Raw genomic sequence first — 15,242 nt, forward strand, 5'->3', positions numbered from 1 at the left:
TTCATCCCCCCTAAACAGTCAGCACGACACAGCTGTCGGCTTCCCAGCACAGGCGCACTTCGTCGCCCCAGGTTGGCATGCCTTTGCGGAAACGATGACCGTTCTGCAATTGCGCGGTGATCATTTGTCCGCTGTGCAGCCGGACATGGTAAATCGACAGGTCGCCGAGATAGGCAATGTTTACCACTTCACCGACCGCAAAGTTGCAACCATCTTCCGGCACTTCCTCGCACAACATGATTTTTTCCGGACGCAGTGCGACAAACACCGGTACACCGTCGACCACGGAGACATCCGGATCCACTTTCAGCGGGTGTTTAAGCCCCGGCGACGTCAGTACCAGCGCATCATCCAGACGCTCTTTCAGCACGCCCTCGAACACATTCACAGAGCCGATAAATTCGGCGCTGAAGCGGCTGGTCGGATGCTCGTAAATTTCTTCAGGCTCACCGATTTGCACGAACTTACCGCGGTTCATGATGGCGATACGCCCGGCCATGGTCATCGCTTCTTCCTGATCGTGCGTGACCATAACGCAGGTCGCGCCGACGCGCTCAAGAATATCCACCACTTCAAGCTGCATGCGGTCACGCAGCTTTTTATCCAGTGCGCCCATCGGTTCGTCGAGCAGCAATAACTTTGGCCGTTTCGCCAGACTGCGGGCTAACGCCACACGCTGACGCTGACCGCCGGAAAGCTGATGCGGCTTACGTTTGGCGAATTCCTGCATGTGAACCAGCGTCAGCATTTCCGCTACGCGGCTTTTGATTTCTGCCGACGGCAGTTTGTCCTGCTTAAGGCCGAACGCGATATTTTGTTCGACCGTCATGTGCGGGAACAAGGCGTAAGACTGAAACATCATGTTGATCGGACGCTGATACGGCGGCACCTGCGAAAGATCTACGCCATCCAGGACGATTTGGCCCTGCGTAGGCTGCTCGAAACCGGCCAGCATACGCAACAGGGTCGATTTCCCACAGCCGGACGCGCCGAGCAGTGCGAAAATCTCGCCTTTATAAATGGTCAGGCTCACGTCATCAACGGCGGCCTGGCCATCAAAAGATTTGGTCAGATTGCGGATTTCCAGCAAAGGCGTGAAACCCTTCTGGGACTTAGGCTGCGGGCGGGGGATAGCGTCGTTCACTCAGAGAAATCTCCGGTATCAAAATGAAGCAATTCAAATAAGCATAACAGTCAGGGGGAAAAGTGCCTGATCCGTATGCCCAAAATACAGCCGGAAGCAAAACGTCAGCGGCCCCGCCATCAATAAGCGGAGCCGCGTTAACGATACCCAAAATCATTCTGGTTGCATCAAGGCGGCAAGTGAGCAAGTCCCCGGGAGCTGACACAAGTCAGTGACCGGGGCGCGTTCACGCAGCCAACACAGAAGCAGCCTGAAGGATGAAGAGTATTACTTGCCGGTTTTGACCTTGGTCCACGAACGGGTGATAACCCGGTCGATTTTCGGATCCTGAACTTTCAGGGTGAACAGCTTCGCCTGAACGTCTGCCGGTGGATAAATGCCCGGGTTGTTACGCACATCTTCGTTCACCAGTGGCGTCGCGGCTTTGTTGCCGCTGGCGTAGTAAACCGTGTTACTGATTTGCGCGATAACTTTCGGTTCCATCAGGTAATTCAGGAACTGATAGGCTTCATCGAGATTTTTGGCATCTGCAGGAATAGCAAACACGTCGAAGAAGGCCAGCGCCCCTTCTTTCGGAATGCTGTACGCCACGTTCACGCCATTTTTCGCTTCTTTCGCGCGGTTAGACGCCTGCATCACATCCCCTGCCCAGCCGATAGCGACGCAGATATCACCATTCGCCAGGTCGTTGATGTACTGGGAAGAATGGAAATAACGGATGTTCGGACGCAGTTTCAGCAGCAGATCGTTGGCCGCACCGGTGTAATCAGAGGCTTTGGTGCTGTTCGGATCCAGATGCAGGTAATTAAGCACGGTAGCGTAAATTTCCGCAGGCGCGTCGAGGAAGGAAACGCCGCAGCTTTTCAGTTTCTCGAGGTTTTCAGGCTTGAGTACTAAATCCCAGCTGTCGACCGGCGCATCTTTACCCAGAACCGCTTTCACTTTATCGACGTTGTAACCAATGCCGGTGGTCGCCCACAGATAAGGGATTGCGTATTTGTTCCCCGGATCGTGCTGCGCCACCATCTTCAGCAGATCAGGATCCATATTTTTGTAATTAGGCAGTTTGCTCTTGTCGAGTGGCTGGAAGACGCCTGCCGCCAGCTGACGCTCAAGGAAACTGGCCGATGGCACCACCAGATCGAAACCGGTGCTGCCTGCCATGAGTTTGCCTTCCAGTACTTCGTTGGAATCAAACACGTCGTAAACCACTTTAATGCCGGTTTCCTTCTGGAAATCAGGCACGGTATTTGGCGCGATATAATCAGACCAGTTATAGATATGCAGCGTTTTTTCTTCCGCAGACGCTGTGACGGACGCAGCCATAACCAGGCCGGCGACAACACCCGATAACCACTTTTTACGCAGGGTGAACATCCGTTACTACCTCCAAGACAGGGGAATATAAAATTGAATTTGTATCACTGGAACAGATACAAAACCTTTCACACTAAGGCCAACTGCCGTCCACGAATGTGCATAGGCATTCAACGTTGACGCATACGCTGCCTGCGAATTAACCGTTTGGTTTTACGACGTAATCACGCGTGATGCAGAGTCAGAAGCATAGCGCCTGCAACCCCCGCACACCAGCCTCGCGAGGCAAAACCGGCGTTTATCGATTAATTATGCAGATTTAGTCTATACCGTCTGGCATTTTGCCTTTTAACAAAGTGAAATATCTGGCAACAATGGCACAATACCAGCATAACTTATGGCGAAAGCGAATAAAGGCAGCGGAGCCGCAATAAACACGGCTCGCAGAAAAGGATCTTCAAAGGGGAAAAGGTCTTTACAGAAATAACCGCCATCAGGGAAATGGCAGATGACACAAAAATCAGTGCAGCAAAGGTAAATTCACGGATGTGACCGGCGTACCTTCTTCTTCATCACCCAAAAACAGCAAGTCATTGGCGTGCGCTTCGAGAATAATCATCGACATCTGCTCCTCAGCCTGTTGCAGGAAGAAAGCAAACTGCTCTTCAGTCACGCCTACCGCGATAGTCAGCGACTGGCAGACAATCAGTTTCGGCAGATTATCATCCTGAATATCGACAAACGCTTTGATGGTCAGCGAGCTGGCATTAATTGAGCTCAGGTCAGCGACCAGCGGGATGAGCGCCGTCGGTTTTACTTCGGCCAGCGCAGAGAACAAAATAACGTTATCTACGATATCGAGTTTGGCATCAAAAATGCCATCAAAATTCTGCATATGCGGCAAATGGAGAGCCTGACAGGAATCACACTCGAAAAAAGAGATGCCCAGCTGATCCAGCCAGCGCCGAAGCAGCGCTAAATCAGGGACGATGAGCGAATCCATAGAATGCCTCACGAGTTCAACACAACGGAAAAAACAAACCCTTCGTAACGCTATCGGCATTACGAAGGGGTCATAGCTTACGGAATTATGCCGGTAAGCGCTACGATCAATACCGGATTGATGGACATTAGCGCGGCTAAATAAGAATTAGCCCCCGGATTTCAGACGAAATCCGGGGCGAGCCCGTTGCTCAATGTAGTCGATCATCATACCGGCGATATCCAGCCCGGTCGTCGTTTCGATACCTTCCAGCCCTGGAGACGCGTTGACTTCCATCACCAGCGGGCCACGGTTTGCCCGCAGAATATCCACACCGGCGACGTCCAGCCCCAGCGTCATCGCGGCTTTCACTGCAATCTCTTTCTCTTGTGACGTAATGTTGACCTTAGCCGCCGTGCCGCCGCGATGAAGGTTGGATCGAAAATCACCCGGTTTGGCCTGACGCTCTATGGCCGCCACCACTTTCTTACCGACGACCAGACAGCGGATATCACGCCCCTGCGCTTCACGAATATATTCCTGCACCAGAATATGCGCGTTCAGGCCGCGAAATGCGTCAATCACGCTTTCCGCCGCCTGACGGGTTTCCGCCAGCACAACGCCGATGCCCTGCGTGCCTTCCACCAGTTTCACCACCAGCGGCGCACCGCCCACCAGTGCAATCAAATCCGACGTATCATCCGGAGCATTGGCAAAACCGGTGATCGGCAAATCGATGCACTCGCGAGCCAGAATCTGCATAGAGCGCAATTTATCGCGCGCGCGGGTAATGGCCACCGATTCATTGAGCGGAAAACTGCCCAGCATTTCAAACTGGCGTAAAACCGCGGTGCCATAAAAAGTGATGGCAGAACCGATACGCGGGATCACCGCCTGATAAATATCGAGCTGACGTCCGCGGTAATGCACACTGGGCGCGGCCGGATTGATATTCATATAGCAGGAAAGCGGGTCAATAATGTCAATCTCATGCCCGCGGGATTCTGCTGCTTCCTTCAGCCGCTTACACGAATACAAAGACCCGTCACGGGAGAGAATTGCAATTTTCATCCGACACTCCGTCGCCGTTTTAGCGGGTTGCCCAACCTTGCTTGTGCAAAGCGTCCAGCATAAACGGACGCTGTTCCTTTTTCAGCGTGCGCATAATCAGGTCGCTCCAGGTATCGCGACGCGCATTGCTGTCCCGTTGCAGATAATACTCGCTTAATTGTTCGTCGTACTCTGCCAGTACCGCTTTATCCAATGGCTGATAGCTGTTTTCGTGAACCAGCATGGACTGTGGCATACGCGGTTTCACCTGATGATCCTGTGCTGGCGTACCAATGCAAAAACCAAACAACGGCATGACAAATTTTGGCAATTTTAGCAGCGTGACAACATCTTCGACCTGATTACGGATCCCGCCGATAAATACCCCGCCCAGACCGAGCGATTCTGCCGCCGTCATGGCATTTTGCGCCATCAGCGCGGTATCCACGCAACCCAGCAGCAACTGTTCGGCAAGGCCAAGTTCTGCTTCCGGATTGATCTGCAAATTACGGTTGAAATCGGCGCAGAAAACCCAAAATTCTGCCGCACTGGCGACATATTTCTGGCCGCCGGTGTACTGCACAAGCGTTTCGCGTAACGCGGGATCGGTAACGCGAATAATAGAAGAACATTGCAGGAAACTGGAAGTCGATGCTGATTGCGCAGCGCTAATAATGGCTTCGCGTTGGTCTTCGGATACCGGCTGGTCGGTGAAGGCGCGAATTGAACGGTGAGAGCGCAAAAGGTCGATAGTCGGCGTCATGAAAAATTCCTGAATGGTGTAAGTAAGGAGAAATCTGTATCAATCATTCATGCTGTGAGCACCGTTTGCAAGGTTTGCGGCATCAATTGGTGCAACAATGTGTGGCAGCTAAAAACAGCAGCAGGTTCATTTGGATAGGTCAAAGGTATCGGACTGACAGGTAATTCCTGCTTTTTTTTATGGTTTGCAACAGGCATAGTAGCGACATCAAAAAGGTGATGTGGATAACAAAAATAGTCACTCCCCTTTCATTTTATCTTGCTGGTATTAACAAAGGAGTCTCCATGTTTGCAGTAATTTTCGGGCGTCCTGGCTGTCCTTATTGCGTGCGCGCTAAAGAGTTGGCTGAAAAACTGACTGAAGAACGTGATGATTTCAACTTCCGTTACATCGACATCCACGCGGAAGGCATCACTAAAGCCGACCTGGAAAAAACCGTGGGCAAACCGGTTGAAACGGTTCCACAGATTTTCCTCGATCAGAAACACATCGGCGGTTGCACTGATTTTGAAGCCTATGCCAAAGAGCATCTGGCGTTGTTCAGCAACTGATCCGCAAAAAAATAAAGACATACACACAGCAAAAAGGCGCTCAATGAGCGCCTTTTTTATTGGATAGAACTTTATCCGCAAGCATCGGGTTTAACCCCGCCGGAACTGCCGGTACGCAATCACCAGTAAATGAACCAACATGGCGCCCAGAACACACCAGAATATTGCGCTGGTGGCATACGCGAGTTCCTGAACTAACGGCCGGACGCGCGGATAAAATGCCATACGCAATAAATAACAAACCGGAATAGCAGCGAAACCACCGATAAAGGAAGAAGATATCGCCGAATCCCGCGATATCAGGGACGTAATCACACCCGGAATGATAAATAACAGCAGACCATATTCTGGTCCCGGCGTAACGCTTCTAACAATAATCCAACCATTCTTTAATAAAAGAAATATAATTAAGAACATTATGCAACAAATTAAAGGCGCTACCACTTTTCGCCAAATTGCCATTTTACTTCCTCCTTAAAGTTGGCGAGATTTCACAGGTTATCTGCAGCATAAATGTGTACGTTGTTACCTGTCAGAGCCTTCTGGCTCATTTCCCTGAAGTGTCACGCAATCCCGCGAAACACAAAAAAAGCTTTCGGAACATTTATACGGGCATTTCTCTGGCTGAACTGGCGTTCTGTGACTAAAATGACGCCCGAAACCCGATTTCCACTTCACAGGGCTGTTAAGACAGTGCCCGCTGAGTAGGAATTTTCCGTTTCTGAATTTATCCTTTACATTCTCCTATATCAAGAATTTGTTGGTAAACAATAAGTTATCCTTGTGAATATAAACGTCGCTAGTTTGTTAAACGGGAATTACATCCTGTTATTATTTGTGGTTCTGGCACTCGGTTTGTGTCTCGGAAAAATTCGTCTGGGTTCTGTCCAGCTCGGAAATTCTATTGGCGTATTAGTGGTTTCGCTGCTTTTAGGTCAGCAGCATTTCAGCATTAATACCGAAGCCCTGAACCTCGGCTTTATGCTGTTTATTTTCTGTGTTGGCGTCGAAGCCGGACCGAACTTTTTTTCGATTTTCTTCCGCGACGGCAAAAATTATTTCATGCTTGCACTGGTGATGGTCGGCAGCGCCATGTTGCTGGCTCTCGGGCTCGGACGATTGTTCGGCTGGGATATCGGCCTTACCGCCGGTATGCTCGCCGGTTCCATGACCTCGACGCCGGTTCTGGTCGGCGCAGGGGATACCCTGCGCAACACCATGGGCGGCAATAATCTTCTCGGTTCTGAGCTGGATAATCTGAGTTTAGGTTACGCCCTGACCTATCTGATCGGACTGGTCAGCCTGATTTTCGGCGCGCGTTATCTGCCGAAGCTACAACATCAGGATTTACCGACCAGCGCCCAGCAAATAGCGCGCGAACGAGGTCTTGATACCGACAGCAAACGCAAAGTCTATCTTCCGGTGATCCGCGCCTATCGCGTCGGACAGGAACTGGTGGCCTGGGCGGATGGCAAAAACCTGCGCGAACTGGGCATTTATCGTCAGACCGGATGCTATATCGAACGTATCCGCCGTAATGGCATTCTGGCGACGCCAGACGGTGATGCGGTGTTGCAGGTCGGCGATGAAATCTCGCTGGTGGGTTATCCGGATGCGCATTCGCGTCTTGATCCGAGTTTCCGAAACGGTAAGGAAGTCTTCGACCGCGACCTGCTCGACATGCGCATTGTGACCGAGGAAGTGGTGGTCAAAAATAACCATGCCGTCGGTAAACGTCTGAGCCAGCTCAACCTGACCGATCAGGGATGTTTCCTGAACCGCGTGATCCGCAGCCAGATTGAAATGCCGATCGACGACAGCATCGTACTGAATAAAGGTGATGTCTTGCAGGTCAGCGGCGATGCGAAACGTGTGAAAAGCGTGGCAGAGCGTATCGGGTTTATCTCCGTACACAGCCAGCTCACCGATTTGCTGGCCTTCTGCGCCTTCTTTATCGTCGGCCTGATGATTGGTCTTATCACCTTCCAGTTTAAAAACTTCAGCTTTGGTATCGGCAATGCAGCAGGCCTGCTGTTCGCCGGGATCATGCTGGGCTTCCTGCGGGCAAACCACCCTACTTTCGGTTATATCCCGCAGGGTGCGCTGAATATGGTGAAAGAGTTTGGCCTGATGGTGTTTATGGCGGGCGTCGGCCTGAGTGCCGGTGCAGGAATCAATAACGGGCTTGGTGCGGTTGGCGGCCAGATGTTGCTTTCCGGCCTGATCGTCAGCCTGGTACCGGTGGTGATCTGCTTTATCTTCGGGGCATATGTCTTACGCATGAACCGCGCGCTGTTGTTCGGCGCCATCATGGGTGCGCGTACCTGCGCCCCTGCGATGGAAATCATCAGTGATACTGCGCGCAGCAACATTCCGGCACTCGGTTATGCAGGAACCTATGCGATTGCTAACGTATTGCTGACACTCGCCGGGACATTGATTGTCATCATCTGGCCCGGGGCATGACGTAACTCATTGAACCGTAATGTGGCAAAAAAAAATCAATAATTTTTTTAAATTTTTGCCACATGGAACGAACTTTTAAAGTTACCTGTAGTCTTAATTAGTGCCACTGCTTTTCTTTGAAGTCCCCAAATTTGGAGAGCCCGTCAATCCCGCCTCGTTAGGTTCAAGATTGCCGGGTTTTTTCTTTTCTGCTTCGGAATCCCTTTAAAATCAAATCAATTATCTGTGATCGATTCTTCCTGACGGATAAACGCTGCCAGTTCATCTTTTTTGTTTACCAGATAATCTGGGAAGAACTCTTTGGTCACCGGGATCACTTTCATGACTCTTTGCCGGTTCCATAAATCCTGATTATTTTCAACGCAGCGGCGGATATGATCAGGGTTGTTGAATTCCGGGGTGTTATGTTCTGTGTGAGAGATGGTAGACATTTTCTCTGAGATCCGCTCATCGGTCATAACCCACGAGAAATGCCATCCCCCGTTATTCACCGTTTTGGTTCTGTACTTCAGCCAGTTCCAGCGCAGCCAGCTCTCCCTGATGACAGATCCCCTTCGCTTCACATTTCTTAGCAAATCAGGTTGGGATAAAAAGAATTTCTTCAGCACTTTGAACTTAACCATCTTCGGCAACTTACATTTGCGCGCCGATCCGTCGTTGTTCAGTACCTGAATATTAAATTTATAGTTGTAGAAATTCTGATGCAGGATGGTGCAAAGATGGAAATGGCTGAACTGTGAAATACTTTCCGGGTTTATTATTTCATCAACGTCAGAAACGATGATGATGTCATCATCCTGCGCATTTTTAAGTCCCAACATGATGGAATTGCGTGCCACAGTCTCATTTTCCCAGGGATCAGATTGTCCAGCTTCAACGACTGAGCAATTAGACTTAAAGGATTTATCATGAATGACGGGGACAGCTTCATTGATTACATAAATAATCTTGTCTTTGAATTTCTCATATTTGCTGATATCGAAATGGAGTTTCTCCCGCTTCTTGCCCGTAAATGTGTACCGCGACTCAACGATGACAAACCAGTCAACATGCGGATAGAGTGTGTTAAGACGGATATCTAACAACATATCCTCGTCATAAAACAAAAAGCAATCGTAAATCATGTGCCAACATCCTGTTGGTAAACTGTAAGGAAATAGAAATAATTTGTGCGTAATGATATCAATAAATTTCCATTTCTTCCCTGGTGATATCTCAGCCTGCCACAAATTATTTCTTTTGCTCCTTTAACTATCTCCCGTTCTGCTGTGAGTCATTCTCGATCACCCGCACCAATGTCCCATCGATATCAATCATGACGCCCATTTTCATCCCTGACTGGATTTGAGGCAGATGAACGCAGGGACGTGAATGAGGCTCCTCGCCGATACCTGCGGCTTTAAAAGCAGCAAACATGGCATCGGCGTCATCGACGCGTAAACAGCAACTGAACCAGCTTGTGAGCGGATCAAGATCTGTGTGCAGGAAGAATTCCAGCGTGAGGGTTCCGCGGGTCATGATCAGCCAGCCGTCATCGACATAGGTCGTGGTGAAGCCAAAACTGCCATAGAAATCTTGTGTCGCGCTGAAGTTTCGGGAAGGGAGATTAGGTGTAGCGAAATCGGTCATAGCGGCTCTCTGTCGTCGGAAGATGTCGTTAAACGTTCACGCCATCATGCCTGAGCCATCAATGTGAAGAAAGGTTGAATGTAAACGAAAATCCCCCACCTTTCGGCAGGGTTCCAGACACATGAGACGCAGGCGCCCTCACCAATAAGGGCAGCGTCGGTTTATCAGAACTGATAAACCAGACCAACAGCCACAACGTCATCGGTGTTGATGCCGGCGTCGCGGGTCAGACGGGTGTCGTCCATCAGGTTGATTTTGTAATCAACGTAAGTGAGCATGTTTTTGTTGAAGAAGTAAGACGCGCCAACATCAACATATTTGGTCAGGTTCTGGTTACTGTAACCTGGGATATTACGTGCGTGGGACTGAACATATGCGATAGACGGGCGCAGACCGAAGTCGAACTGGTATTGCGCTACCGCTTCAAAGTTCTGCGCTTTGTCCGCGTAGCCGTAAGCGGTGCTGCCTGCTTTACCGAAGCGGTTTGCGTTGTAGCTCTGGGTGTACATCGCGGCCAGATAGATGTTGTTCGCATCGTATTTCAGACCACCGCTGTAAGCAGTCGCTTTGTCGCCGTTACCGATGATTGCCGGATTGTTACGGCCATTTTGCTCGGCGGTACGGTCTGAAGCCATCATGGCTGCTGCCGCGCTGAAGCCTTCGCCCAGGTCATAAGACAGGGACATGCCGTAGCCGTCGCCGTTTTGAGCCAGTACGTCACGGCCGTTGTTAGATTCGGTCGCGCTGCCGTTTTTGCCCTGATACTGAACAGCAACGTCCAGGCCATCAACAACACCGAAGAAATCTTTGTTACGGTAGGTCAGCACGCCGTTAGCACGCTGGAACATGAAGTTGTCTGCGCCGTAAGTATCGCCGCCGAATTCAGGCAATACGTCGGTCCATGCCGCGACGTCGTACATCACGCCATAGTTACGGCCGTAATCCAGTGAACCCCACTGGCCGAATTTCAGACCTGCAAAACCAACACGGGTAAAGTTGTGGTTATCAGCGTTTTCCGGAGAATTCAGAGCTGCCTGATATTCCCACTCACCGTAACCGGTCAGTTCGCTATTAATTTGGGTTTCACCGCGGAAACCCAAACGCATATATGACTGGTCGCCGTCAGTGCTGTCATCGCTGGAAAAATAATGTAAGCCGTCGACTTTACCGAACAGATCAAGTTTGTTGCCGTCTTTGTTATAAATTTCGGCAGCGCCAGCGGTGCCGGCCATCATCAGAGCAGGAATTACCAGAGAAAGTGCGCGTAATTTCATCATCAATATCCTTGATTATTTGGAAGCTATCTACATTGCCATCCGGCAAGTTAATTCTCAGCCCACCGTGAAGTTATATTTCTTCTTTAGGGTCTGGAACTGATGGCCGTCAAAATAATCGAGGATAAGTTCCGTTGCAACCGAAAAAAATTTGAAGTTGTTTTCGTTTGGCATTGGTTTAAGTTTAAAAAATCATCAACTCATAATAATAAAACCATATAAAACATAATCTTGACTACGATTATCCCACCCAGTAATTACTATTATCTTTGCAGTGATGCCTGATGATAATAATCATTTCACTGCGGAACTATGGCATGAAAACATAATCTGGATATTGAAAAGCCTAATGTAATGTTTTGTATATCTTCGGTGGCAGGGTTGCAATTTCATCCACAAAAAAGCCTCCGGGATGGGAGGCTGATGGATCTATTTGTACACATGTTTATTACATAATACGTTCGAGATGTTGATCTTTACCGCCTAACCGCCCGTCGGTCTGATTCCATTCATTTTGGTACGCCTGATAAGCAAATACAAATGCCTGATGTCCGTCTTCAAATAACTGGTCCGGACGTTTATGCCAGCCAGAATATGCGTCGTAACGCAAAATTTCATAGCCGCCTTCTACCGGATGAAAAAGGTAAGTGTAATGTTCACAATATTCCGGCGCGTAAGGAATATCTTCTCCCGCTTCCAGTGTAATAAACAGGCCGCCCAGGCGTATTTTAATCATTGATATCCTTTTTTCATTCCACAGTTCAGTCGTCTGTGTGGCCGTCACACAGGCAGTCTCAGCCTTCCGATGCATCCAGCCCGTCACTATTTTGCCACAAACTACCAAAATAATGGCGACAGGTCTCCCGCCCGAGACGTTGTAATACACTTAAATCAGCAAAAACGGCCTCACGAATCTCCATTTCATTGCTCTCTTATAAAATTTTTCACTACACTATTCAGGCCAAAATGAATTGGCAGTGAAGACTATTTTTATAGGAGTCATTCTCATGACGCAAAATATTTACGATGATCAGGCCTTTTTCGATGGCTATGCCCAACTCGGACGCTCGCAGTTCGGGCTGGAAGGCGCACCGGAATGGCCTTCCCTGAAAGCATTGCTGCCAGACATGAAAAACGCGCGCGTGGTCGATCTGGGTTGTGGCTACGGCTGGTTTTGCCGGGCTGCACGTGAAATGGGCGCAGGTGACGTTCTCGGCCTGGATGTCTCAGAAAAAATGCTGGATAAGGCCCGTTCCATGACCCCGGATACGGTTATCCGCTATGAAAGACGCGACCTGGAGACGCTAACCTTACCCCAGGCTTCTTTCAACCTTGCCTACAGTTCCCTGACTCTGCATTACATCGACGCACTGCCCGCGCTGTTCCGTACTGTTTTTCAGGCGCTGAAGGCAGGGGGCCATTTCGTCTTCTCCGCCGAGCATCCGGTATATACCGCGCCTTCAGAGCCGGGCTGGAAGCTCAACGGGCAAGGTCATAAAACCTGGCCGGTGGAAGGTTATCAGCGTGAAGGCCAGCGCGTCACTGACTGGTTTGCAGAAGGCGTTATTAAGCAGCACCGGAAGCTCGGCACTTATATCAATTTGTTGATTGAAGCAGGATTCGTTATCTGTCATCTGGATGAATGGGGCCCTTCTGCTGAGCAGATTGCCGCTTATCCGGATCTTGCTGAGGAAGCCGAACGACCAATGCTGTTCCTGATGTCAGTGCAAAAACCGCGTTAATCGTTCCCCCTGATCCCCCCTCTTTCTGAAATCTTTTCTTTCATTTATCCAGTCAGGCATCACCGCCGGGAGGCTCGTCCTCCCGCCTGCTTAAGGCTTCCTTAAGTTCTTCTGTTTACACTTCATTTCATCGCGAAACTATACCGTTGCTCAATGACTGCGGATATTCAGACGATGTCCCCTTTACCTCTGTGACCACGCCAATTAACGTATCCGGCGTTTATGAAGGTTTTGTGACTGATTGATCGCAATTTTTTGAAGGCTATTTTGGCCTGTTTATTCGAGGGTAGTTTAATGGAACAGCTGAACCATCTGGTTTTTCTCTGGATTAATGCGACGCCGGCCTCGCCGGAAATGCTGATCAAGTTTGCCTCATTTCTGGCCAATGACCTGATCATCATTGTCCCCCTGCTGATTGTTGGTCTATGGCTTTGGGGACAGCGCGAGAACATTGGCCAGCAACGCGTTCTGGTCAGCAAAACAGCCATTGCCCTTCTTTTTGCGATGGCGACTGCTAAGTCGTTATCGCTGTTATTCCCTCATGCACGCCCTTTTGTGGAGGGTTTCGGACATACCTTCCTCCAGCACGCCCCTGACAGTTCATTCCCTAGCGATCATGGCACCGCCATCTTCACCTTCGCCCTGTCGTTCCTGTTCTGGCACCGCCTGTGGTCCGGCGCAATACTGATGGTGACCGCCGTGGGTATCGCCTGGTCACGCGTCTATCTGGGGGTTCACTGGCCGCTGGATATGGTCGGCGGTTTACTGGTGGGGATGCTCGGCTGCCTGTTCGCACAACTGGTGTGGAACCTGTTCGGTGAGCAGATTAACGCGATGATGTGCAAGGTTTACCGTTTCGGATTTGCCATCCCGATTAAGAAAGGCTGGGTACAGAACTAACAACTGAAACAACCCCCTTAATCATTCGAGTTGCATCTGGGCGGCAAGTGTGTGAAACCCCGGAGCTTACATCAGTAAGTGACCGGGGTGAACAAACGCAGCTACCGCAGAGGCAGCCTGAAGGATGGCGGGGTTTTATTTCCCAAAAATACTTGCCCACAGACCGCTGATTTTCATCATCACGAAGTCCCAGATACGACCAATAAAGCCGGTTTCCTTCACTTCCTGCAATGCGACCAACGGACGCTGTTCAATCACTTTGCCGTCCAGACTGAAATCGACCGTACCCACCACCTGATTTTTCGCCAGCGGCGCTTCAAGTTGCTTATTGGTCAGATTAAAGCTGGCTTTAAGATTCTTCAGCTGCCCTTTCGGCATCGTCAGCGACGCATTTTCAGCGACACCCAGCGGTACCATTTTTTCGTCTCCAAACCAGACGCGCTGACTGGTAAATGCATCACCGGCTTTTATCGGCGTCAGGGTTTCGTAAAAACGGAAACCCCAGGTCAGCAGGCTTTCGCTTTCACTGAAACGGATACGGTCGCTTGGCGCGCCCATCACCACGGCAATCAGGCGCATGCCGGTTGAATCGCTGGCCGAGGAGACTAAGTTATAACCCGCGCCTGACGTGTAGCCGGTTTTAATCCCGTCAACGTTCAGGTTTGAGCTCCACAACAGGCGGTTACGGTTGATCTGTTTGATGTGGTTGAAGGTGAATTCTTTCTCTTTGTGCAGCGCATATTCATCCGGCGTATCGCGGATCAAGGCCTGTGAAAGCAGCGCCATATCGGTGGCGGAGGTGTACTGACCATCCGCATCAAGCCCGTGAACTGTTTTGAAATGCGTATTTTGCAGTTTCAATTGTTCTGCGTAACGGTTCATCAGATTGACGAATGAATCCTGACTACCCGCGACGTAATCGGCCAGCGCGATACTGGCATCGTTACCCGACTGAATGACGATGCCTTTATTGAGTTCGGACACCGGCACGCGGTCGCCAGGTTTAAGGAACATCAGCGAGGAGCCGCGTAATACCGGATTTCCGGTTGCCCAGGCATCGTTGCCGACAGAAACCAGATCATCGGATTTGATTTTGCCAGATTTGATTGCCTGTCCGACCACATAGCTGACCATGATTTTACTCAGGCTGGCCGGGTCAAGACGGGCATCAGGGTTAGATTCGGTGATGATTTTCCCGCTGTTGTAATCCATTAACACCCAGGATTTGGCATTAATCTGAGGGGCGACGGGGCCGGTATCCGCCTGAGCGGCGGGAAGCGCCAGCAGGAGTATTCCACTGCCCAGCGCGTAAATGAAAGTCCGTTTGAATGGGGAAGAAATTGTCATAGGTATCAGCGCTTTTGTCCGGGTAACTGAAATTTATCTTATCTTTCAATCAGATTGTGCAACTCTGTCAGGTGTAA

General features: G+C 50.1%; 15 protein-coding genes. 4 read left to right on the forward strand and 11 right to left on the reverse strand.

The features are described from left to right. Positions 1–10 precede the first annotated feature (10 nt). From potG to nfsA, 5 genes are all read right to left on the reverse strand, one after another. Positions 11–1,144 carry a putrescine ABC transporter ATP-binding subunit PotG gene (gene potG, locus CKQ54_RS15950; protein WP_120163044.1) on the reverse strand — a complete coding sequence of 378 codons (1,134 nt, stop codon included), beginning with the start codon at positions 1,142–1,144 and terminating at the stop codon, positions 11–13. 267 nt (positions 1,145–1,411) lie between these two features. Further along, positions 1,412–2,521 carry a spermidine/putrescine ABC transporter substrate-binding protein PotF gene (gene potF, locus CKQ54_RS15955; RefSeq protein WP_112289375.1) on the reverse strand — a complete coding sequence of 370 codons (1,110 nt, stop codon included), beginning with the start codon at positions 2,519–2,521 and terminating at the stop codon, positions 1,412–1,414. A gap of 460 nt (positions 2,522–2,981) precedes the next feature. Then, entirely contained in the window at positions 2,982–3,464 is a 483-nt protein-coding gene (locus CKQ54_RS15960) for a type III secretion system chaperone family protein (RefSeq protein WP_112289376.1), read from the reverse strand. A gap of 147 nt (positions 3,465–3,611) precedes the next feature. Further along, positions 3,612–4,514: a 30S ribosomal protein S6--L-glutamate ligase gene (gene rimK, locus CKQ54_RS15965; RefSeq protein WP_120163045.1), complete on the reverse strand. Its 903-nt coding sequence runs from the start codon at positions 4,512–4,514 to the stop codon at positions 3,612–3,614. Between the two features lie 19 nt (positions 4,515–4,533). Beyond that, a complete protein-coding gene (nfsA, locus tag CKQ54_RS15970) occupies positions 4,534–5,256 on the reverse strand; it encodes an oxygen-insensitive NADPH nitroreductase (protein WP_120163046.1) in 723 nt (240 codons plus the stop codon). 284 nt (positions 5,257–5,540) lie between these two features. On the opposite strand from nfsA, the gene CKQ54_RS15975 reads away from it, so the two are divergent. Then, positions 5,541–5,807 carry a GrxA family glutaredoxin gene (locus CKQ54_RS15975; protein ID WP_013575818.1) on the forward strand — a complete coding sequence of 89 codons (267 nt, stop codon included), beginning with the start codon at positions 5,541–5,543 and terminating at the stop codon, positions 5,805–5,807. A gap of 90 nt (positions 5,808–5,897) precedes the next feature. Here CKQ54_RS15975 and ybjM read toward each other — a convergent pair whose 3' ends face one another. Continuing rightward, complete coding sequence (gene ybjM / locus CKQ54_RS15980; protein ID WP_120163047.1) at positions 5,898–6,269, reverse strand: inner membrane protein YbjM; 372 nt, start codon at positions 6,267–6,269, stop codon at positions 5,898–5,900. 321 nt (positions 6,270–6,590) lie between these two features. Between ybjM and CKQ54_RS15985 the strand changes: the two genes are divergently transcribed. Beyond that, positions 6,591–8,273: an aspartate:alanine antiporter gene (locus tag CKQ54_RS15985; RefSeq protein WP_112289380.1), complete on the forward strand. Its 1,683-nt coding sequence runs from the start codon at positions 6,591–6,593 to the stop codon at positions 8,271–8,273. A gap of 215 nt (positions 8,274–8,488) precedes the next feature. On the opposite strand, the gene CKQ54_RS15990 is transcribed toward CKQ54_RS15985, so the two are convergent. The 4 genes from CKQ54_RS15990 to CKQ54_RS16005 form a co-directional block, all read right to left on the reverse strand. After that, on the reverse strand, positions 8,489–9,397 hold the full coding sequence (locus CKQ54_RS15990; protein ID WP_120163048.1) for a glycosyltransferase family 17 protein: 909 nt from the start codon (positions 9,395–9,397) through the stop codon (positions 8,489–8,491). A 127-nt stretch (positions 9,398–9,524) separates the two neighbouring features. Further along, complete coding sequence (locus CKQ54_RS15995) at positions 9,525–9,902, reverse strand: bleomycin resistance protein (protein ID WP_120163049.1); 378 nt, start codon at positions 9,900–9,902, stop codon at positions 9,525–9,527. Between the two features lie 164 nt (positions 9,903–10,066). Further along, entirely contained in the window at positions 10,067–11,176 is a 1,110-nt protein-coding gene (gene ompC / locus CKQ54_RS16000; RefSeq protein ID WP_120163050.1) for a porin OmpC, read from the reverse strand. A 448-nt stretch (positions 11,177–11,624) separates the two neighbouring features. Next, positions 11,625–11,912 (reverse strand): hypothetical protein, encoded by a 288-nt coding sequence (locus tag CKQ54_RS16005; protein WP_112289384.1) that lies wholly within the window; start codon positions 11,910–11,912, stop codon positions 11,625–11,627. A 271-nt stretch (positions 11,913–12,183) separates the two neighbouring features. On the opposite strand from CKQ54_RS16005, the gene CKQ54_RS16015 reads away from it, so the two are divergent. Continuing rightward, on the forward strand, positions 12,184–12,918 hold the full coding sequence (locus CKQ54_RS16015) for a class I SAM-dependent methyltransferase (RefSeq protein WP_120163051.1): 735 nt from the start codon (positions 12,184–12,186) through the stop codon (positions 12,916–12,918). 294 nt (positions 12,919–13,212) lie between these two features. Then, positions 13,213–13,818, forward strand: a complete 606-nt coding sequence (gene ybjG, locus CKQ54_RS16020; protein WP_120163052.1) for an undecaprenyl-diphosphate phosphatase — start codon at positions 13,213–13,215, stop codon at positions 13,816–13,818. A gap of 135 nt (positions 13,819–13,953) precedes the next feature. On the opposite strand, the gene CKQ54_RS16025 is transcribed toward ybjG, so the two are convergent. Next, positions 13,954–15,165 carry a serine hydrolase gene (locus tag CKQ54_RS16025; RefSeq protein WP_120163053.1) on the reverse strand — a complete coding sequence of 404 codons (1,212 nt, stop codon included), beginning with the start codon at positions 15,163–15,165 and terminating at the stop codon, positions 13,954–13,956. Between the last annotated feature and the right edge of the window lie 77 nt (positions 15,166–15,242).

It is taken from the genome of Rahnella variigena, assembly GCF_003610915.1.
In the GTDB taxonomy this organism is placed as follows: Bacteria; Pseudomonadota; Gammaproteobacteria; order Enterobacterales; family Enterobacteriaceae; genus Rahnella; species Rahnella variigena.